The organism is Limnohabitans sp. Hippo4 (assembly GCF_003063605.1).
GTDB lineage: Bacteria > Pseudomonadota > Gammaproteobacteria > Burkholderiales > Burkholderiaceae_C > Limnohabitans_A.
In genome coordinates this window covers 126,006-144,593 of sequence record NZ_NESE01000005.1, presented here as the reverse complement: position 1 = coordinate 144,593, position 18,588 = coordinate 126,006, and the positions used below count along the sequence as shown (strand labels likewise).

At 54.7% G+C, this 18,588-nt stretch carries 16 protein-coding genes; 9 read left to right on the top strand and 7 right to left on the bottom strand.

From position 1 onward, the window contains the following. Positions 1–22: 22 nt before the first annotated feature. From B9Z46_RS13010 to B9Z46_RS12995, 4 genes are all read right to left on the bottom strand, one after another. Positions 23–703 carry a glutathione S-transferase family protein gene (locus B9Z46_RS13010; RefSeq protein WP_108257068.1) on the bottom strand — a complete coding sequence of 227 codons (681 nt, stop codon included), beginning with the start codon at positions 701–703 and terminating at the stop codon, positions 23–25. Then, entirely contained in the window at positions 700–1,665 is a 966-nt protein-coding gene (locus B9Z46_RS13005; protein WP_108257067.1) for a complex I NDUFA9 subunit family protein, read from the bottom strand. Before B9Z46_RS13005 ends, B9Z46_RS13010 begins: the two co-directional genes overlap by 4 nt. After that, positions 1,662–2,741: a M14 family metallopeptidase gene (locus B9Z46_RS13000; RefSeq protein WP_108257066.1), complete on the bottom strand. Its 1,080-nt coding sequence runs from the start codon at positions 2,739–2,741 to the stop codon at positions 1,662–1,664. Before B9Z46_RS13000 ends, B9Z46_RS13005 begins: the two co-directional genes overlap by 4 nt. An 85-nt stretch (positions 2,742–2,826) precedes the next feature. Continuing rightward, positions 2,827–4,035, bottom strand: a complete 1,209-nt coding sequence (locus B9Z46_RS12995) for a M20 aminoacylase family protein (protein WP_055361677.1) — start codon at positions 4,033–4,035, stop codon at positions 2,827–2,829. A gap of 105 nt (positions 4,036–4,140) precedes the next feature. Here B9Z46_RS12995 and B9Z46_RS12990 point away from each other — a divergent pair, with 105 nt between their 5' ends. Together B9Z46_RS12990 and B9Z46_RS12985 are read left to right on the top strand one after the other, a co-directional pair. Next, on the top strand, positions 4,141–6,201 hold the full coding sequence (locus tag B9Z46_RS12990; protein WP_108257065.1) for a molybdopterin-dependent oxidoreductase: 2,061 nt from the start codon (positions 4,141–4,143) through the stop codon (positions 6,199–6,201). 5 nt (positions 6,202–6,206) lie between these two features. Next, entirely contained in the window at positions 6,207–6,512 is a 306-nt protein-coding gene (locus tag B9Z46_RS12985) for a polyhydroxyalkanoic acid system family protein (RefSeq protein ID WP_108257122.1), read from the top strand. A gap of 190 nt (positions 6,513–6,702) precedes the next feature. Here B9Z46_RS12985 and B9Z46_RS12980 read toward each other — a convergent pair whose 3' ends face one another. Next, entirely contained in the window at positions 6,703–8,688 is a 1,986-nt protein-coding gene (locus B9Z46_RS12980; protein ID WP_108257064.1) for a lytic transglycosylase domain-containing protein, read from the bottom strand. Between the two features lie 9 nt (positions 8,689–8,697). Here B9Z46_RS12980 and B9Z46_RS12975 point away from each other — a divergent pair, with 9 nt between their 5' ends. From B9Z46_RS12975 to B9Z46_RS12965, 3 genes are all read left to right on the top strand, one after another. Continuing rightward, positions 8,698–9,285 (top strand): 5-formyltetrahydrofolate cyclo-ligase, encoded by a 588-nt coding sequence (locus B9Z46_RS12975; protein WP_108257063.1) that lies wholly within the window; start codon positions 8,698–8,700, stop codon positions 9,283–9,285. Between the two features lie 14 nt (positions 9,286–9,299). After that, entirely contained in the window at positions 9,300–9,929 is a 630-nt protein-coding gene (locus B9Z46_RS12970; protein WP_108257062.1) for a TetR/AcrR family transcriptional regulator, read from the top strand. Positions 9,930–10,104: 175 nt separating this feature from the next. Beyond that, the gene (locus tag B9Z46_RS12965) at positions 10,105–11,103 is read left to right on the top strand and encodes an MBL fold metallo-hydrolase (RefSeq protein WP_055361671.1); all 999 of its coding nucleotides are present in this window, start codon (positions 10,105–10,107) and stop codon (positions 11,101–11,103) included. Positions 11,104–11,255: 152 nt separating this feature from the next. On the opposite strand, the gene B9Z46_RS12960 is transcribed toward B9Z46_RS12965, so the two are convergent. Further along, positions 11,256–12,143 carry a DUF6279 family lipoprotein gene (locus B9Z46_RS12960; protein ID WP_108257061.1) on the bottom strand — a complete coding sequence of 296 codons (888 nt, stop codon included), beginning with the start codon at positions 12,141–12,143 and terminating at the stop codon, positions 11,256–11,258. Between B9Z46_RS12960 and glmU the strand changes: the two genes are divergently transcribed. After that, positions 12,142–13,596 carry a bifunctional UDP-N-acetylglucosamine diphosphorylase/glucosamine-1-phosphate N-acetyltransferase GlmU gene (glmU, locus tag B9Z46_RS12955; protein ID WP_108257060.1) on the top strand — a complete coding sequence of 485 codons (1,455 nt, stop codon included), beginning with the start codon at positions 12,142–12,144 and terminating at the stop codon, positions 13,594–13,596. The genes B9Z46_RS12960 and glmU overlap by 2 nt on opposite strands. Before the next feature lie 30 nt (positions 13,597–13,626). Here glmU and B9Z46_RS12950 read toward each other — a convergent pair whose 3' ends face one another. Next, entirely contained in the window at positions 13,627–14,145 is a 519-nt protein-coding gene (locus tag B9Z46_RS12950; protein WP_108257059.1) for an Lrp/AsnC family transcriptional regulator, read from the bottom strand. 151 nt (positions 14,146–14,296) lie between these two features. On the opposite strand from B9Z46_RS12950, the gene glmS reads away from it, so the two are divergent. The 3 genes from glmS to B9Z46_RS12935 all read left to right on the top strand — a co-directional run bounded on the left by glmS (position 14,297) and on the right by B9Z46_RS12935 (position 18,584). Then, positions 14,297–16,198 (top strand): glutamine--fructose-6-phosphate transaminase (isomerizing), encoded by a 1,902-nt coding sequence (glmS, locus tag B9Z46_RS12945; RefSeq protein WP_108257058.1) that lies wholly within the window; start codon positions 14,297–14,299, stop codon positions 16,196–16,198. Positions 16,199–16,563: 365 nt separating this feature from the next. After that, positions 16,564–17,982, top strand: coding sequence for an NADP-dependent phosphogluconate dehydrogenase (gndA, locus tag B9Z46_RS12940; protein WP_108257057.1), 1,419 nt, complete (start codon positions 16,564–16,566; stop codon positions 17,980–17,982). Continuing rightward, positions 17,979–18,584 carry a LysE family translocator gene (locus B9Z46_RS12935; RefSeq protein ID WP_108257121.1) on the top strand — a complete coding sequence of 202 codons (606 nt, stop codon included), beginning with the start codon at positions 17,979–17,981 and terminating at the stop codon, positions 18,582–18,584. The genes gndA and B9Z46_RS12935 overlap by 4 nt, the downstream gene beginning before the upstream one ends. Positions 18,585–18,588 lie beyond the last annotated feature (4 nt).

Sequence of the window (18,588 nt, the reverse complement as noted above, 5' to 3'; positions counted from 1 at the left end):
GACGTCGTTGCGCATCCTGTGCTCAGGGCTTGGTCCGAAACGGCTCTTCAAAATCGATGAAGTCTTTTTCGGCCAAGGCATCGTCGATCCAAGCTTTCACGCCGGTCATGGCGCACAAGCGCTCGATGTAGGCCTGTGTTTCTGCTGAGACGGGTAGCGCATAGGTTTTGATGCGCATCACCACCGGAGAGAAGTAAGCATCGGGAATGCTGAACTCGCCAAACAACATGGGGCCTTGGTGTTGTTTCAAAAGTGACGCAAACAAAGTGTCGATGCGCTTCAGATCATTGCGCACAGCTTCTTTGTCACGCAAGGCTAAGGCGCCAATTTCTGGCAAGTAGGCGTCGATGTTCATGGGGCATGCACTGCGAATGCCCATGAAGCCGCTGTGCATTTCGGCGCAAATGCTGCGTGCACGGGCGCGGTCGGCCACTGCGCTAGGCCAAAGTTTTTTCTCTGGGAATTTTTCGGCTGCGTATTCGGCAATGGCCAAAGTGTCCCAAACCGCCAAGTCACCATCGACCAGCACTGGCACTTTGCCTACGGGGTTGATGTCTTTCAAGCTTTGCTTGAACTTGGACTGCGCATCAAAACCATCAAAGCGCACCATCACTTCTTCAAAGGGAATGCCTGCTTGCTTGAGCATGACCCATGGCCGCATAGACCAGGAAGAGTAATTTTTGTTGGCGATGAAAAGTTTCATGGACGTCCTTTGGCGCGGAATACATCCAGTTTAGTGCAAGCGCCTTTGTAGCCCAAGTAGCCCGGGGCAATGCTGCTGACGCTGCTGGCTTGGATGTTCAGATCTTTGAGGCTCAAGGCTTTGCCGGATGACACGTTGTCGACTTGCATCGACCGCAGATTGTCGCGGCTCATGAGGGGTTGGCCGGGGGCCAATTCCATCAGGAAGGCTTGTAGCCAAGCGAGGGTGTGAGGAATGCCAAACACCCAGCGACCTCGGCCACCTTTGACGCCTGCCCATTGACCGGACTTTTGAACCAATTCTTTCAAGGTCCAAATTTCGGGTCCGCAAATTTCATAGGTGTGACCTTGCGTCTTGGCATCCATGACGCAATGCGCCACCGCCGATGCCACATCTTCCACCCACACCGGCTGAAAACGCGTGCTGGCGCCTGCCAAGGGCACCACAGGCGCAATTTGCTGCAACTGGGCAAACAGGTTGAGGAACTTGTCGTCTGCGCCAAAGATGACGCTGGGTTGCAAGAGCGTTAAATCCAAACCCGCTTGCTTGAGCAAGGCTTCGCCTTGGGCTTTGCTGCGTTGGTAAGCTGAAGGTCCGTCCAGGCTTGCGCCCAATGCGCTAATGTGGATCAGGCGTTTGACGCCACTGGCAAGGCAGGCCTTTGCAATGACTTGGGGCAACTGAACATGCGCTTTGTCAAATGCCGCTTCAGTGCCATGCAAGATGGCAATGAGGTTGATCACCACATCGTGTTGCGCCATGCATTGCGCCAGAAAAGCGCTGTTGTACACATCGCCCTCCAGTACGCGCACGCGTGGTAAATTTTGAATGGCGGCCGCTTGGCTGGCGCGGCGGGTGATGACCGTCATGCTGCAGCCCATGCGTGTGAGTTTTTCGCAAACATGGCGGCCGACAAAGCCGGTGCCACCCAATATCAGAATGCGCTTGGAAGAGCCGTTCATTTCAAACCTTGGAGTGCTTGGCCCATGGCATCGCGCGCTTGTGTGATGATTTGCGCGCGCCATTCATCGGTGTCGGTGTAGAAGGCGTTGAAGATTTGCGCTTTGATGCTTTTCTTCAAATCCTCAGACGCCTCGGGATGAATGTGCAGCCAGTGGTCGGCGCGCAGGGCCATCAACATGTCGTTCATGGGCAAGGTGCCGTATTCCAATGCAATGCCGGTGTATTCAGCTTGAGGACATTCGTCTTGCACTGACATCCACATGAGGCCTGTGAGGAACGCAGAAGAGGATGTGCCATCGTAAATGGAAGTGATGTTGCCCCACCATTGGCGCGCACGCGCAATGGCGGCTGCATCGTTGGCGCCCGCATAGATACGTTCGCCCACGCCGCTGGGGCCTAAGCCAGTGTGCAAATCAATCCAAGCCAACTTTTGCGCTTTGCCGGCTTGTTGTTTGAGAACTTTGCGAATGGTTTGGTTGCTCCAGGTGGGTGCTTGGCCGCCAAAGAACAAACCCTTTGGATCGTGGTGCTGGCCTTGTGACACCGCGGCTTGCAGTTTGGGCATACCGTGTGTTGCGATGTATTGCATCGTGGCCTGCATGTTGGCTTCGTTGGGTGGCCATACGTCGGGCAACAACAGATGCTGGACTTCTTTGTAGGCCGTGTTGTCGGGCAGGGGTTTGCTGAAGTCGTGGAAGTTGCGATTCAGGTCAACGTTTTCTTGTGTGACGCGGCGCACGTGCGAGAAACCATGGGGGTTGAGGGCGTGGACGTACACCACCGCCACACCGCTTTGTGCCACAGCCTTGTGCCATTCAGCACTGCTCATGGCGTCAATTTGCACACCACTGCCGCAGTAACCTTCTACGCCATGACAGGCACTGCTGACCAGCAAGACCTGTTTGGCATCGGCAGGACCTTCGCGCACCACGTCCATGGCCAACTCTTCGCCATCGCGGCCTTTTTCGGGGTGAATGTGGGATTCAACTTGCAGGCCTGCTTGTTGTGCAGCGCTTAAAAACTTTTGACGAGCCTCTGCATAGCTCTTTGAAAATGCGTCGTGAATGTTTGTCATGAAAGCTCCAAATGAATGAAGCCCCGAAGGGCTTCAAAAGTGAGGTCAACTCAATTGACCCGGAAAAGCAGTGAACCGCTGGACTTTACTTTTGAGTGGGGTTGGCCAACCATTGTGTGGCCAATTCAACCCAATACGTGCCGCCCAATGGAATGAGGTCGTCGTTGAAGTCGTAACTGGGGTTGTGCAGCATGCAAGGACCTGCGCCATGGCCCATTTCGCGGTGTGAACCGTCGCCATTGGCAATGAACACATAGGCACCAGGCTTGGCTTGCAACATGAACGAGAAGTCTTCGGCGCCCATGGTGGGTTCTTGAACTTGCACGTTCTCTTTGCCCACAATGCCTTCCATCACTTTGCGCGCAAATTCGGCCTCGGCTGCGCTGTTGACAGTGGGTGGGTAGTTGCGGTTGAAGTGGAATTCGGGCTTGGCATCAAAAGCAGCGCACAGGTTTTCTGTGATTTGCTTCATGCGGTTTTCGATGAGGTCGAGCACTTCCAACGTGAAGGTGCGCACGGTGCCTTGAATGACGCAGAAGTCGGGCACGACGTTGGTGGCTTCACCCGCATGCACCATGGTGACCGAAATAACGCCCGCATCGACAGGCTTTTTGTTGCGCGTGATGATGGTTTGAAAAGCTTGGACCAATTGGCAAGCCACAGGCACGGGGTCGATGCCGTTGTGCGGCAGGGCGGCGTGACTGCCTTTGCCGCGGATGGTGATTTTGAATTCGTTGCTGGACGCCATGACCGGGCCAGGGCTGACCGCAAAGTTGCCCACTTGGGCGCCGGGCCAGTTGTGCATGCCAAATACGGCTTGCATGGGGAATTTTTCAAACATGCCGTCTTTGATCATTTCGCGGGCACCGCCACCGCCTTCTTCGGCGGGTTGGAAGATCAAGTAAACGGTACCGTCAAAGTCGCGGTGTTTAGAGAAGTGCTTGGCGGCTGCCAACAGCATGGCGGTGTGGCCATCGTGGCCGCAAGCGTGCATCTTGCCTTGGTGTTTGCTGGCGTGGGCAAAGGTGTTGAACTCTTGCATGGGAAGCGCGTCTATGTCAGCGCGCAAACCCACACCACGTCCGCAAGCACCGCCATCACGGCCGTGCACAATGCCAATGACACCGGTGGTGCCCATGCCGCGGTGAATGGGAATGCCCCAGTCTGTGAGTTGCTTGGCCACCACATCGGCGGTGCGCACTTCTTGGAAGCACAACTCGGGGTGGGCGTGAATGTCTTTGCGAATGGCCGCAATGCTGGCCGCGTCGGTGAGGATAGAGTCGATGATTTTCATAACCACAGTCTAGCGAGAGTCGTGCCATTGCGCTACAACCCTTTTGCACTTGGGGGACATTTCTCTTCAGGGTTATCCCCAAAAATACCCTTTTAGAATGAAGCCATGACAAATTCAGTGCTTGAACAAAATGCCGTGGTGCGAGGTTTGTGCCCGCACGACTGCCCCGACACCTGCGCGCTGCTCACCACCGTGGAGAACGGGCGCGCCGTGAAGGTGCAGGGCAACCCCGATCACCTGCACACCCAAGGTGTGTTGTGCACCAAAGTGTCTCGCTACACGGAACGCACCTACAGCCCTGAGCGCTTGATGCACCCTTTAAAACGCAGCGGCCCCAAGGGCTCTGGCCAGTTTGTGCAGGTGACTTGGGACGAGGCCATTCAAGACATCGCTTTGCGACTCAAGGCCATTGCGTCAGAGAACCCAGAAGCCGTGTTGCCCTACAGCTATGCGGGCACCATGGGCTGGGTGCAAAGCGAGGCCATGGCGTCGCGTTTTTTCAACAAGATGGGCGCATCGCTGTTAGATCGCACCATCTGCGCTTCGGCCGGTGGCGAAGGTTTGGTCTACACACTGGGTGGCAAGTTCGGCATGAAGACCGAGTTTTTTTCTGAATCCAAACTGATTGTGATTTGGGGCAGCAACTCGATCACCAGCAACGTGCACTTTTGGCGTCGCGCACAAGATGCCAAACGCCATGGCGCCAAACTGATTTGCATTGATCCGAGGCACAGTGAAACTGCTGAAAAATGCCACGTGCATTTGCCCATTCGACCAGGCGCCGACGCAGCTTTGGCCTTTGCCATCATGCGCGAATTGGTGGTGAACGATTGGCTAGACCACGACTACATTGAGAAGTACACCTTAGGCTGGGATGCATTGCGCGAACGCGCCATGACCTGGACACTAGAGCGCGCTGCTGAAGTGTGCGGCATCGAGGCTGAATTGATTCGTTCTTTGGCCAAAGACTGGGGCACCACACCCAAAGCTGCCATTCGATTGAACTACGGTATGCAGCGTGTGAAAGGTGGCGCCAATGCCGTGCGCGCCATTGCTTGCTTGCCCGCCTTGACCGGCGCCTGGCGTGACAGAGCAGGGGGCTTGTTGCTCAGCAGCTCCAGCAATTTCAAGGTGAACAAACAAGATCTGCATCGCCCTGATTTGCTGGGCACACGCCGTCCCCGCATGCTCAACATGGCCACGATCGGCAACGATTTGAACCACCCTGGCAGTGCGGTGTGGGGCCCTCAAGTGAAAGCCTTGTTGGTTTACAACAGCAACCCCGTGGCCATTGCGCCGCAATCGGGCAAAGTGGTGCAGGGCTTTGCGCGCGAAGACTTGTTCACGGTGGTGATGGAACATTTCCAGACCGACACCGCCGACTACGCCGATTACGTGCTGCCCGCCACCACGCAGTTGGAACACTGGGATGTGCAAGGCAGTTATGGCCACACCGATGTGTTGTTGAACCGACCCGCCATTGCGCCTGTGGGCCAAGCCAAATCCAACAGCGAAATTTTCCGCTTGCTGGCCAAAGCCATGGGCTACACCGAGCCTTGCTTCAGCGAAGACGACCTGAGCATGTGCCGCACCGCAGTTGGCCCCGATGTTGATTTTCAAACGCTGTTGGATGTGGGCTTTGTGTCCATGCCAGTGCCTGAGGCGCCGTTTGCAAAGGGTGGTTTTGCAACGCCGTCGGGACGTTGCGAATTTGTGAGCGATCGTTTGTCTGCGCAAGGTTTGGACCCCTTGCCCAATCACATTCCCAATTACGAAGTACCTGTTGCGGGAAGTGCCTATCCCTTGGCCATGATCTCACCCCCTGCGCGCAACTTCTTGAATTCCTCCTTTGTGAATGTTGAGAGTTTGCGTGCCATTGAGAAAGAACCCTTGGTCGAAATTTGTTTTGAAGATGCGTCTGCGCGTGGCATTGCCTCAGGCGATACGGTGAAGGTGTTCAACGACCGCGGCGAATACCACTGCAAAGCCGACGTGACAACACGTGCACGTCCTGGCGTTGTGAATGGCTTGGGCATTTGGTGGCGCAAGATGGGCCTGAACGGCACTAACGTCAACGAAGTGACCAGTCAATTACTGACCGATTTGGGCCGTGCGCCAGTGTTTTACGATTGCCAGGTGGAAGTGGCACTTTTGAAGAAGGCTTGAAAGTCATGGCTGAAATTTTCATTCAACGCGATCACACGTTGGGCATGGAGAAGGTCCGTGCGGTAGCCGCTCAATGGCAAAAAGAAGCCGAAGAAGATTGGGGCATGGACTGCACTTATGTGGCCAACGAAACCAACGACAAAGGCGAGGTGCAAGATCGCTTGAATTTTGAGCGCGCTGGGGCTTCTGGCTATTTGTGCGTCACGGGCACTCAACTCAGCATGAAGTTGGAGTTGGGCTTTTTGATGGCCTCGTTTAAGGACAAGATTGAAGAGAAAATTTCTAGCAACTTGGACAAATTGCTGGGGTGAAATAATTGGGGTCAGATCAACATTAATTTCCAATCGGTGAGGGCTCAACCCAAGGGGGGCTGAACGATTTCTGGTACTCCAGTATGAGGAAGCCCCCCTTGGGTTGAGCCCTCACTGATTGACCAAATTAATGTTGATCTGACCCCAATTATTTGAGGAAGCCCCCTACCTGCTCCTCCCAACTGCTCTCTCACGGCAAGTCTGCGTTTTCTTCTGGCGCTTGAGCGTTGCGAGGTCCCACAGTACCCAACCGTGCCTTCAAGGACTGCGGCTGGCCAGTGATGATGGCCGCATAGTTGGTCGTGTTAGACAACACTTTCTTCACATAGTCCCGTGTTTCAGTGAACGGAATGTTCTCAGCCCAAATGGCTGCTTCCAAGACGGGGCCTTTGCGCCACGCGCGTGAGCGGCTGGGACCCGCGTTGTAGGCGGCTGCAGCCAATGGCATCGAGCCATCGAAGTCGTCTAAGACCAATTTCAAATAGCCCGTGCCGATGGCCACATTGGTCTCGTGCTCATTCAGTTGATTCACCTGAAAATTCGTCAAACCAATTTTCTTGGCGGTCCATTTGGCAGTGGCCGGCATCACCTGCATCAGGCCAGAAGCGCCCACCACCGATTTGGCGTCCATGATGAAACGGCTTTCTTGTCGGATCAGGCCGTACACATAGGCAGGATCGAGTTGCACCTCTTTGGCTTTGCGCAGCACCGTGTCTTTGAGGGGCATGGGGAAGCGCTGGTCAAAATCGATTTGAGTTTTGGTGCGGTCGCTGGTGTTGATGCAGCGGTCCCACACTTGTTTGCTGCAAGCCAAGTCTGCGGCGGCCAACAGTTCACGCTCGCTCATGCCGCCGGGTGTGTGCAAGTTGGTGCTGTAGTTCCACTCACGGTTGCCCTCTGGCCGCAGGCCCAGGCTCAATGCATAGAGCGCGCGTTGCAAACCTGCATTTTGTTGGGCAGCTGCTTTTTCTTGAGCGGTCAGTGGCGCAGGTTTGACGGGCACGGAGATGGCTTGGCCCAATTCTTCAAGCGCCAGTTGTTCGTAGAAGCCTTTCACACCTGCAATGCTTTTGAGGGCTGCTGTGGCTTCTGTGCGTTGTGCGTCGGTGGTGGCAGTGCTGAGTTGGGCTCTGGCTTTCCAGTAGATCCACGTGGCGTCATTTTTGGCATCTTCCATCGCGTCCAGCGTGGTCGCTACAGCTTTCCAGTCGCCTTGGCGCAGGGCTGCGCGGGCTTTCCAGGCCAGCAGGTCGTCGTTCAAATCTTGGTTGCGTGAGACCTTGCTGAAGTACTGGTGCGCGTTGTCTTGTAGCTTTTGTGCGGCCTGTTTGCCAATGACACCCCAGGTCCAGTTGTGCTCCTCCTTGGTGAGCATCAAGCCCCATTTTTTCTCAAGCAACTGGGCGGCTTTGTCGGGGTCAGTGTTGGCGATGCGAATGAGGGCCAAGACAGAAAGTTCTTTGCGTTTGCGTGTGAAGGCCACAATGCGCTTGTCCAAATATTTCTGTGGATCGGCGTGAATCAAAATGGCTTGCTTGCCCAATTCCGCCGATTCAATGTTGAGCGCACTTTGCGCAGTGCGCGGCCGGTTGTTGTCCATGGCCAAGCGGGCTTTGCGCCAGATGTCCAGGCTCTCTAGCTTCTTGGCATCGTGCAGTTTTTCGGCCACGGTGGTGCAGCCGTCGTCCGATTCGCGCAAGGCGTACCAAAGTTTTTTCAGCTCTGCCGGTGTTTCGGGTTTGCTCAGCTGTGCGTCTGTGCCCAAGGCATAGCAGCGCACTTCGCGATCGTCGTTCATTCGAAAGCGTGGGTATTCTTGGGCAATGAGGGCCCAATCACGCTGGCGGCCCAATTGCAGCAACCAATCGTTGCGCAGGCGGTCCTCTGCATAGGTGCCTGCATACGTGGTCAGAAATTCTTGAATTTCAGCGGTGCTGGCCTGGTCCAAGCGAACGCGCAGCTCCCAATACGCCGCCCATGGCTCTAAGGCGTGGCCTTTGGCTTTGGGCAAAAGGCGTGAAAGCTGGGATTTGTCGTTCTTTTTAAAGGCCTGGTTCATCTCCAAAATGACGTCATCGGACTTGTTTTGGGTCACGATTTGGCCATTGGCCGTGTTCATGAAGGAGAAAATGAGGACGGAAGCCCCAAGCGATGTCAAAATCTGTGTCAATTGCATGGGTTGATTATGGACAAATCAGAAGCCAAAAAACAAATTCGCCAAGACTTGTTGGCGGCGCGCCTCAACATGCCCGACAGGCTGGCGCGAAGTGACGCCTTGCAAAGGGTGATGCGCATTTGGCTGTTTGGCCGTTCAGATGCCGTGATTGGCGCCTATTGGCCCATCAAAGGCGAGTTCGATCCCCTGCCTGCGTTGCACCGCTGGAAAGAAGATGGCGAGTTGACGGGTGAGTCACAGTTGCGCCGCATTGGGCTGCCGGTGGTGGACAAGGTTCACAAAACCCTGACCTTTCATGCGTGGTACCCCGGTTGCCCCATGGAAGAAGACGCTTACGGCATTCCCAAACCCAAGGACACGGAAGTGATTGTGCCAACGCTGTTGTTTGTGCCTTGCGTGGGTTACAGCGCAGGGGGCTATCGTCTTGGCTATGGCGGTGGTTTTTACGACCGCACTTTGGCCACTTTGCAACCCAAACCTTTTACCGTAGGGCTTGGATTTACCCAGGGCTATGTCGATGACTTTGAACCCGAGCCGCACGACATGCCACTCGATGCCATCTTGAACGACAACGGCGTGGTGTGGCCTGTGGGCTGATGATGTGAGAATTTATGGCAAGACCTAAATCCTCCACGCACGACATCAAACGCGACGCCATTTTGGACATCGCGGCGCAGTGCTTTGCTGATCGCAGCTATCCGGCGGCCAGCATGAATGAAATCGCCACGGCCTGTGGCACTTCTAAAGCGCGGCTTTACCACTACTACGACAGCAAAGAGGCCATTCTGTTTGACCTCATGGACCGTTACACGCAACGCTTGCTGTCCTTGATTGCTTTGACAGATGCCACGGCGCAGCGTCGCAATTTGGACGACCGTGCAGCTTTGCATGAATTGATCCGTGCGTTTCTGCAGGAGTACGAGAGCTCGGCCACGCGGCATGTGGCTTTGCTGAACGATACGCAGTTTTTAAGCGATGTGCCCGATGCCAATCTGGGCACGCCCGCCATTTCGCCGCGCGAACTCATTTTGAACCGTCAACGTGATGTGGTGGCGGCGGTCACGCGTGCTTTGCGGCGTGCCTATCCTGGTCGATTGAATGCGTCGAACCAAACGGCCATCACGATGATGTTGTTCGGTATGATCAACTGGACTTTTACGTGGCTTCGCCCTGGCGGCCCCATTTCGTATGTGGCTTTCGCGGAGGAAGTCATTGCCCTGTTAGAGAAGGGTTTGAATTAATTTAATTGGGGTCAGATCAACATTAATTTCCAACCGAAGGGGGTCAAGCCTAAGGGAGCTTCCTCATCTGGGGTACCAGAAATCGTTCAGCCCCCTTAGGCTTGACCCCCTTCGATTGACAAAATTAATGTTGATCTGACCCCAATTAAATTTGTTTGTACAACGGAGAGAGAACATGAACCAACCAACCAAAGCATTTGCTTCACAAGCTGACTTGGCCGACAAAGTCATTAAGTTTGAGCAGCTCAGCAAGCATTGCTGGGCCTATACCGCTGAAGGTGATCCTAATTCGGGGGTGATCATTGGTGAGAAGTTCATCATGGTGAGCGATGCCACGGCCACGCCCAGCATGGCGCGCGATTTGATTCAACAAATTCGCAAGATCAGCGACAAGCCTATCAAGTACGTGCTGTTGACGCACTATCACGCGGTGCGTGTGTTGGGCGCCAGTGCTTATGCGGCCGAGGGCGCTACTGAAGTGATTGCCAGCCAAGGCACTTACGAGCTGATCGTGGAGCGCGGCGCGCAAGACATGAAGAGCGAGATGGAGCGTTTTCCGCGTCTGTTCCGCGGTGCTGAAGAAGTGCCTGGCCTCACATGGCCCACCATGGTGATTGGCGGCGGCGATGCCACGAAGGGTGAAGTGCCCGGCAAATTGGTGGTTGATTTAGGTGGCGTGAAGGTTCAAATCTGGAGCCCTGGATACGGTCACACACGCGGCGACACGATTGCTTGGGTGGAAGAAGAAAAAGTTTTGTTCTCTGGCGATTTGGTGGAGTACGAAGCGGGCGTATACACGGGCGATGCGCAATTGGCCGAGTGGCCCGCTACTTTGGAAGCCTTGCGTGCATTGAAAGCAGAAGCCATCGTGCCCGGCCGAGGTGAAGCCATGAAAGGTCAAGCGGATGTGAACAAAGCTTTGGATTACACCAAGCGCTGGGTGGAAACTTTGTTCAATGCCGGCAAAGAGGCAGTGGCTGCCAAGATGGATTTGAAAGCTGCCATGGCCCATACGCGCAAAAGCATGGACCCTGTGTTTGGCCATGTGTTCATTTACGAACACTGCTTGCCCTTCGATGTGACCCGCGCTTACGACGAAGCCTCTGGTATCAAAAACCCACGCATCTGGACTGCTGAGCGCGACATGGAAATGTGGAAAGCCTTGCAGGACTGAAGCAGAATAATTGGGGTCAGATCAACATTAATTTCCAATCAGTGAGGGCTAAACCCAAGGGGGCTGAACGATTTCTGGTACCCCAGTATGAGGAAGCCCCCCTTGGGTTTAGCCCTCACTGATTGACCAAATTAATGTTGATCTGACCCCAATTAAATCAAGTCGCGAATGTCTTTTTCGTATGCGCGCAAACGGCGTTGCGCCTTTTGGCGTTGCGCTGGGGTGGTGGTGTTGTGGAACTGGGAGAAGTTCAAGCACGCTTGTTGCTCAAGCTGAAGTTGCAAGTTGAGCAAGGCAGGGTCTTGGGGGCGGACGGATTGCAGGCTGAGTTGCAACACAATATTTTCGGCTTGCGCCAAATTGAACCCCGGCTTTGATGCGTCTTGAGTCAGGTTCTGCAAAACCAGCAATTGCGATTGCTGGCGCTTGATGCGGTTTTGGATGGCCACTTCAGGTGACCACAGCGACTGTTCAATTTGTAGACGCAGCAGCTTGATTTGCTCGTTACTCAAGTCGCCATAAAAATCTGAAAATCGATCGACCGTAGCATCCAAGCGTTTTTTCAAACGGTCATCGGCGCTGGGCTGCAGCCAATCTTTTTTCCATTCTTCATTTTTTACCGTCCACTGCTTTTCCAAATGACGCAGTTGCCGCGGTGTCAGTTGCAACACAATGGGCGTGGCCAAGCGTGAGCTTTCTAGAGCGACAGACTCGATGCGTTTTTCTAACTTGCCCCAAACCTCGCAAGCTTGTTGGGTTGAAATATTTTGCGGCGCCATGTTTTGGGCTTGCACCAGCAAATCGGCCACCAAAGGCAGCTCTTCTTTGCGGTGCCAAGCATGCAATTTTTTCAGGGCTTGCTTGGCTTGGGTTGCTTGGGTGTCGGTGAAGTTGATGTAGTTGTCGAGCCACCACGAACTGATCTCGGGCAGTTGGTTGTAGCCCAATTTGATGGCGCTGCAGCCACTTAAGCTGGCACTGACCACCACAGCTGCCACAGAAGCCGCGATAATTCGTAACCAGAAGGAAATTTTCGCCATGTCGGACACCTCAACAAACCAATCAGCATTGTCACCTCAACGGCCCTTGGACGTGGTTGTCATGGCGGCGGGTAAGGGTACTCGGATGAAAAGCCGTTTACCCAAAGTCTTGCAACGATTGGCGGGCAAGCCCTTGCTGGGCCACGTGTTGTCAACTGCTGCGCAGCTTCAAGCCCGATCTGCCGTTGTCATCACTGGACATGGTGCTGAAGAGGTGGAGGCCGCCGTGGCCAAGCAAGCTTCTGGCTTGGCGGTGAAGTTTGTCAGGCAAGAACCTCAGTTGGGCACTGGCCATGCCGTGCAGCAAGCCGTGCCTGTGTTGGCAGATGATGGCTTGGTGGTGGTGTTGTCGGGCGACGTGCCCTTGACACAAGCCGACACGCTGAAAGCTTTGATGGTATGCGTTCACGGTGCGGGCGAAGATCGCTTGGCCTTGCTCACCCTCGACATGCCCAACCCCACAGGCTACGGCCGCATCGTGCGCACCGCGCAAGGCGATACCGTGCAAGCCATCATTGAGCAAAAAGACGCCACCCCAGAGCAACTGAAAATTCAAGAGGTCTACAGCGGCATCATGGCGGTGCCTGCGCGCCAACTCAAAACATGGCTGGCCAAACTCGACAACCACAACGCCCAAGGCGAGTACTACCTTACCGATGTGGTGAAGTGGGCCGTCGCCGACGGCGTGACGGTGGTGGCCCATCGCATTCAAGACGAATTACAAGTGACGGGCGTCAACAGCCCGCAGCAACTGGCGCAACTTGAGCGCGCTTTCCAATTGCAAAAGGCCAACGCGCTGATGGTGCAAGGTGTGCGTTTGGCCGATCCTGCGCGTTTGGATGTGCGCGGTGAATTGACCTGCGAAGCCGATGTAGAAATCGATGTGAACTGCGTGTTTGAAGGCCAAGTGTACTTGGGTGAAGGCGTGCGCATTGGCCCCAACTGCGTCATTGCCAATGCACGAATTGCCGCAGGTGCGGTCATTCATGCTTTCACGCACATCGATGGTGAAAAATTAGGCGTGACCGTGGGCGAGGGCGCTTTGATTGGTCCTTTTGCCCGCTTGCGCCCTGGTGCGCAACTGGGCGCCGAAGTGCACATTGGCAATTTTGTGGAAGTGAAAAATTCCACCTTGGCCAAAGGTGCCAAAGCCAATCACTTAGCCTACTTGGGCGATGCCACCGTGGGCGAGCGCGTCAACTATGGCGCGGGCAGCATCACTGCCAATTACGACGGTGCCAACAAACACCGCACTGTGATTGAAGCCGATGTGCATGTGGGCAGCAACTGTGTGTTGATTGCGCCTGTCACGATTGGCGCAGGGGGCACTGTGGGTGGCGGTTCGACCATTTCCAAGAGCACCGAACCTGGCGCATTGAGTGTGGCGCGCGGCAAGCAAGTGAGCATTGCCAATTGGAAGCGGCCCCAAAAAACGCCCAAGCCCGGCCAGTAACTCAGCAGACCTTGCGCTTTTCCTTAGCCCTCAAGACGTGGCGGTTGGTAATGGAATCTCAGTGCCAAACTTGGCGCGCTTCACGCTGAAAAATGCCTTCACATTTCGCACATTGGCGTCTTGCGTCAGCAGCCTTTGGGTGAACGCCAAATAGGCCGGCATGTCGGGCACTTGCACCACCAACATGAAATCTGGGCCTGGCGACACACGCCAGCATTGTTGAACTGCTGCTTCTTGAACGGCGCGCGTTTCAAAGGCCTGAAGTAACTCTTCGCCTTGTTTGTCTAAGCTCACTTCAATCAAAGCCGTGACGCTGTGGCCCATGAACCGACCCATTTTGTCGGACGACAAAATAGCCACCTGCTTTTCAATCCAACCCTCTTGCTGCAAACGCTTGGTGCGGCGCAAGCAGGTGGGTGCAGAGATGTGCAATTTGTCGGCCAATGCAATGTTGCTGATGTTGGCATTGGCTTGCAAAATGGCCAGCAATTGAAGGTCAATGGCATCCAAGCTGCCGGATGAGGTGTTGGCTTCAAAGGAAGTAGACATGTGAATTATTTCAATTTAATTAAATAAATGGAATAATAAACCACGAGTAGATTTTAATGAAATATTATTTCATTAATTTGAATAATTATTTAATGTAATTTCTATTCAAGCCGCCTAAGATTCACGCACTTTCAAATCAAAGGTTGATCCTATGTGCGGCATTGTTGGTGCAGTTTCCGATCGAAACATCGTTCCCATCTTGGTTCAGGGCTTGCAGCGCCTCGAATACCGTGGCTACGACTCTTGCGGTGTGGCCATTCATGAAGCCAGTCTCAAGCGCGGCGTAGGCGGCTTGAAACGTGCGCGAAGCACCTCCCGTGTGGCCGAGTTGATGGACCAGATTCAAACTGACCATTTGGAAAGCGGCACCGGCATTGCCCACACACGCTGGGCTACTCACGGCGCGCCTGCAGTCCACAACGCGCACCCACATTTCAGCTCAGGCCCTGGCAGTTTGGAGAGCTTGAAAGACAAGCCAGGTCGCGTGGCTTTGGTGCACAACGGCATCATTGAAAACCACGATGAATTGCGTGCCCAACTGCAAGCCAAAGGCTATGTGTTCACCAGCCAAACCGACACCGAGGTGATCGCGCATTGGGTGGACAGCGTGTACGACGGTGATTTGTTTGACGCCGTCAAACGCACCGTGAGCGAACTCAAAGGTGCCTACGCCATCGCTGTATTTCACAAAGACGAACCGCAACGTGTGGTGGGTGCACGTGCCGGATCGCCCCTCATTTTGGGTGTGGGCACATCACACCACGAAAACTTTTTGGCCAGCGATGCCATGGCCCTGGCGGGTGTGACCGATCAAATTGTGTACCTCGAAGAAGGTGACTTGGTCGACATTCAGTTGGGCAAGTATTGGATTGAGGACCGCAACCATCAGCGTGTAGAGCGCCCCGTCAAAACCGTGCATGCCCACAGCGGCGCTGCCGAGTTAGGCCCCTACAGACACTACATGCAGAAGGAAATTTTTGAGCAGCCCCGCGCCATTGCCGACACCTTGGAAGGTGTGGAACACATCGTGCCAGAGTTGTTTGACGGCGTGAGCGGTGGTGGGCGATTGGCCAGCGCATTCAAGGTGTTCAAAGAAATCGACAAGGTTTTGATCTTGGCTTGCGGCACCAGTTACTACAGCGGTTGTGTGGCCAAGTACTGGTTGGAGTCGGTGGCGCAGATCCCATGCCAAGTCGAAATTGCCAGCGAGTACCGCTACAGAGATTCTGTGCCCGACCCCAAAACCTTGGTGGTCACCATCACGCAATCGGGCGAAACGGCCGACACACTGGCCGCTTTGCGTCACGCGCAAAGTTTGGGCATGCAGCACACGCTCACCATCTGCAACGTGGCCACGTCGGCCATGGTGCGTGAGTGCAAGTTGGCCTATGTGACGCGCGCAGGCGCTGAAATTGGTGTGGCCTCTACCAAGGCCTTCACCACCCAATTGGCCGGCTTGTTCTTGTTGACGCTGGCCTTGGCGCAAAGCAAAGGTCGTTTGAGTGATGCAGACGAAGCGATGCACCTCAAAGCCATGCGCCACTTGCCCGCAGCTTTGCAAGCGGTGTTGGCACTCGAGCCCCAAATCATCAGCTGGTCACAAGAGTTTGCATCGAAAGAGAACGCGTTGTTCTTGGGCCGTGGCACGCATTACCCCATTGCCTTGGAAGGTGCGTTGAAGTTGAAAGAGATCACGTACATTCACGCCGAAGCCTATGCGGCAGGTGAGCTGAAGCATGGTCCTTTGGCGTTGGTGACGAGTGAGATGCCGGTGGTGACGGTTGCACCAAACGATGCATTGCTGGAGAAGCTGAAGAGCAACATGCAAGAGGTGCGCGCGCGCGGTGGTGTGCTGTATGTGTTGGCTGATGGCGATACGAAGATTGAGAGCAGTGAGGGTGTGAACGTGATTCGCATGCCGGAGAACTATGGCGTGCTGTCACCTATTCTTCACGTGGTGCCTTTGCAGTTGTTGGCCTATCACACGGCTTGTGCGCGGGGCACTGATGTGGACAAGCCTCGCAATTTGGCGAAGAGTGTGACGGTGGAATAAATGGGGTCAGATCAACATTAATTTCCAATCAGTGTGGGCAGAGGCCAAGGGCGGGCTTCCTCATACTGGGGTACCAGAAATCGTCAGCCCGCCCTTGGCCTCTGCCCACACCGATTGACAAAATTAATGTTGATCTGCCCCCATTTATTTGGCTAGACATCTTCACGCCACCCAAAGGTTTGAGTAGACAGGTAGGGGCGTCTGAACGATTTCTGGTACTCCAGTATGAGGAAGACGCCCCTACCTGTCTGCTCAAACCTCTACCCATATTGAAGTGCCTTCCAAACGCTGAACAGAAGTGACGCCATTTCCTCTAACCCCATGCGAAAATCCGTGCACAAATTCTGAAAAACAAACACAGTCAAATGCAAGCATCACACATTGGACTCATCGGCCTTGGCGTCATGGGCGAAAACCTGGCCCTCAACTTAGAGCGCAACGGCTTCAGCGTCACAGGCTTTGACCTCGACGACAACAAACGCAACAGCTTTGCCAAACGCACAGAAGGCCTGAACGCCTGCGCAGCCAATACCTTGAAAGACTTGGTCGCCAACTTGCAACTGCCCCGACGCGTCTGGCTCATGGTGCCTGCTGGTGCCCCAGTCGATGCCGTCCTCAAAGAACTCACGCCTTTGTTGAATGCAGGCGACGTCGTCATTGACGGTGGCAACACCCTCTACCGCGACACCCAACGCAGAATGGAATCGCTCGAAGGCACCGGCATCTTGTACGTCGGCTCTGGCGTCAGTGGCGGTGAAGAAGGTGCTTTAAAAGGCCCCGCTTTGATGCCCGGTGGCAGCTCGCAAGCTTGGCCTTTGGTGCGGCCCTTTCTGCAAGCCATCGCTGCCAAAGCCGACGACGGTCAGCCCTGCTGTGAATGGATGGGGCCAGGTGGTGCAGGCCATTTTGTGAAGATGGTGCACAACGGCATTGAATACGCCGACATGCAAATGATTTGCGAAGCCTATGCGCTCATGAAGGGCTTGGGCATGACCGCGCAGCAAAAGAGCGCGGTGTTCCGTGAATGGGGCCAAGGTGAGTTGAGCAGCTACTTGATCGACATCACCGCCGACATCTTGTCGCACGAGGATCCAGAAACCGGCAATGCTTTGGTTGACATGATTCTCGACACAGCAGAGCAAAAAGGCACAGGCAAATGGACCAGCCAAATTGCATTGGACATGGGCGTCAGTGCGCCCACCATTGCCGACGCTGTGTTTGCGCGCACCATGAGTGCCGTGCAGCCCGAGCGCGTGGTGGCTTCCAAATTACTGAAAGGCCCTCAGCCTCAAGCTGTACAAAACCTCCAAGAAGTCTTGCCCAAAATTCAAAAGGCTTTGCTGGCTGCCAAAATTTGCGCCTATGCCCAAGGTTTTGCTTTGATCAAAGCCGGCGACAAAGAACACGATTGGCAGTTGCCCATGGACAAAGTGGCGTCGGTTTGGCGCGCCGGTTGCATCATCCGTGCGCATTTGCTGGAAGACATTCGCCGTGCCTTTGCCGTCCAACACAATCTCACCAACTTGCTGGTGGACGATCACTTTGCACGCCTGATGGCCGAGTGCCAACAAGATTTGCGTGAGGTGGTGGCCATGGCTGCCATGAATGGTGTGGCAGTGCCCGCCTTCATGAGTGCGTTGAGCTACTACGACGCTTACCGCACTGCGCGCTTGCCCGCCAACTTGTTACAAGCGCAGCGCGACTACTTCGGTGCACACACTTATCAACGTTTGGACAAGCCCGGTAAGTTTCACACCCAATGGCCGAAGGCCAGTCAGTCATGAACTTCAACGTGGAGTTGGTGGCGGCCATGGCCATGTTTGCCTTTGTGACCTCGGTGACCCCTGGGCCCAACAACATGATGTTGTTGGCCTCGGGCGTTAACTTTGGTGTGAAGCGCACACTGCCGCATTGGCTGGGCGTTTCTTTGGGTCACTTTGTGATGCTGCTGTTGGTCGGCGCGGGCCTCGAAAGTTTGCTGAAGGCCTATCCCTTTGTGTACCAAGTGATGAAGGTCATAGGCTTTGCTTACCTGGTGTATTTGGCATGGGGCGTCGCCCGAAGTGGTGCGCCAGAGCGCAACGGCGAAGAGGCCACGCAACCCATCAGCTTCTTGGGTGCTGCCGCTTTTCAGTGGGTCAATCCCAAAGCGTGGATCATGGCCATTGGCTATTTCAGCAACTATATGCCCACCGATGCATCGCTCACTTTTGTGGTGCTCACTTGCATGATGTTCAGCGCCATCAATTTCCCCAGTGTAGGTTTGTGGGTGTGGCTGGGCGCTAAGTTAGAGCGCTATTTGCAACAAGATACATGGCGCCGTATTTTCAATTGGAGCATGGCCCTGTTGTTGGTGGTGTCCATGGTTCCTGTTTTGTTTGTTTAAGTTT

Excerpts from the sequence above, each read along its gene's own strand:
- B9Z46_RS13010 (WP_108257068.1), bottom strand. The coding sequence starts at position 703 with ATGAAACTTTTCATCGCCAACAAAAATTACTCTTCCTGGTCTATGCGG.
- B9Z46_RS13005 (WP_108257067.1), bottom strand. The coding sequence starts at position 1,665 with ATGAACGGCTCTTCCAAGCGCATTCTGATATTGGGTGGCACCGGCTTT.
- B9Z46_RS13000 (WP_108257066.1), bottom strand. The coding sequence starts at position 2,741 with ATGACAAACATTCACGACGCATTTTCAAAGAGCTATGCAGAGGCTCGT.
- B9Z46_RS12995 (WP_055361677.1), bottom strand. The coding sequence starts at position 4,035 with ATGAAAATCATCGACTCTATCCTCACCGACGCGGCCAGCATTGCGGCC.
- B9Z46_RS12990 (WP_108257065.1), top strand. The coding sequence starts at position 4,141 with ATGACAAATTCAGTGCTTGAACAAAATGCCGTGGTGCGAGGTTTGTGC.
- B9Z46_RS12985 (WP_108257122.1), top strand. The coding sequence starts at position 6,207 with ATGGCTGAAATTTTCATTCAACGCGATCACACGTTGGGCATGGAGAAG.
- B9Z46_RS12980 (WP_108257064.1), bottom strand. The coding sequence starts at position 8,688 with ATGCAATTGACACAGATTTTGACATCGCTTGGGGCTTCCGTCCTCATT.
- B9Z46_RS12975 (WP_108257063.1), top strand. The coding sequence starts at position 8,698 with ATGGACAAATCAGAAGCCAAAAAACAAATTCGCCAAGACTTGTTGGCG.
- B9Z46_RS12970 (WP_108257062.1), top strand. The coding sequence starts at position 9,300 with ATGGCAAGACCTAAATCCTCCACGCACGACATCAAACGCGACGCCATT.
- B9Z46_RS12965 (WP_055361671.1), top strand. The coding sequence starts at position 10,105 with ATGAACCAACCAACCAAAGCATTTGCTTCACAAGCTGACTTGGCCGAC.
- glmU (WP_108257060.1), top strand. The coding sequence starts at position 12,142 with ATGTCGGACACCTCAACAAACCAATCAGCATTGTCACCTCAACGGCCC.
- B9Z46_RS12960 (WP_108257061.1), bottom strand. The coding sequence starts at position 12,143 with ATGGCGAAAATTTCCTTCTGGTTACGAATTATCGCGGCTTCTGTGGCA.
- B9Z46_RS12950 (WP_108257059.1), bottom strand. The coding sequence starts at position 14,145 with ATGTCTACTTCCTTTGAAGCCAACACCTCATCCGGCAGCTTGGATGCC.
- glmS (WP_108257058.1), top strand. The coding sequence starts at position 14,297 with ATGTGCGGCATTGTTGGTGCAGTTTCCGATCGAAACATCGTTCCCATC.
- gndA (WP_108257057.1), top strand. The coding sequence starts at position 16,564 with ATGCAAGCATCACACATTGGACTCATCGGCCTTGGCGTCATGGGCGAA.
- B9Z46_RS12935 (WP_108257121.1), top strand. The coding sequence starts at position 17,979 with ATGAACTTCAACGTGGAGTTGGTGGCGGCCATGGCCATGTTTGCCTTT.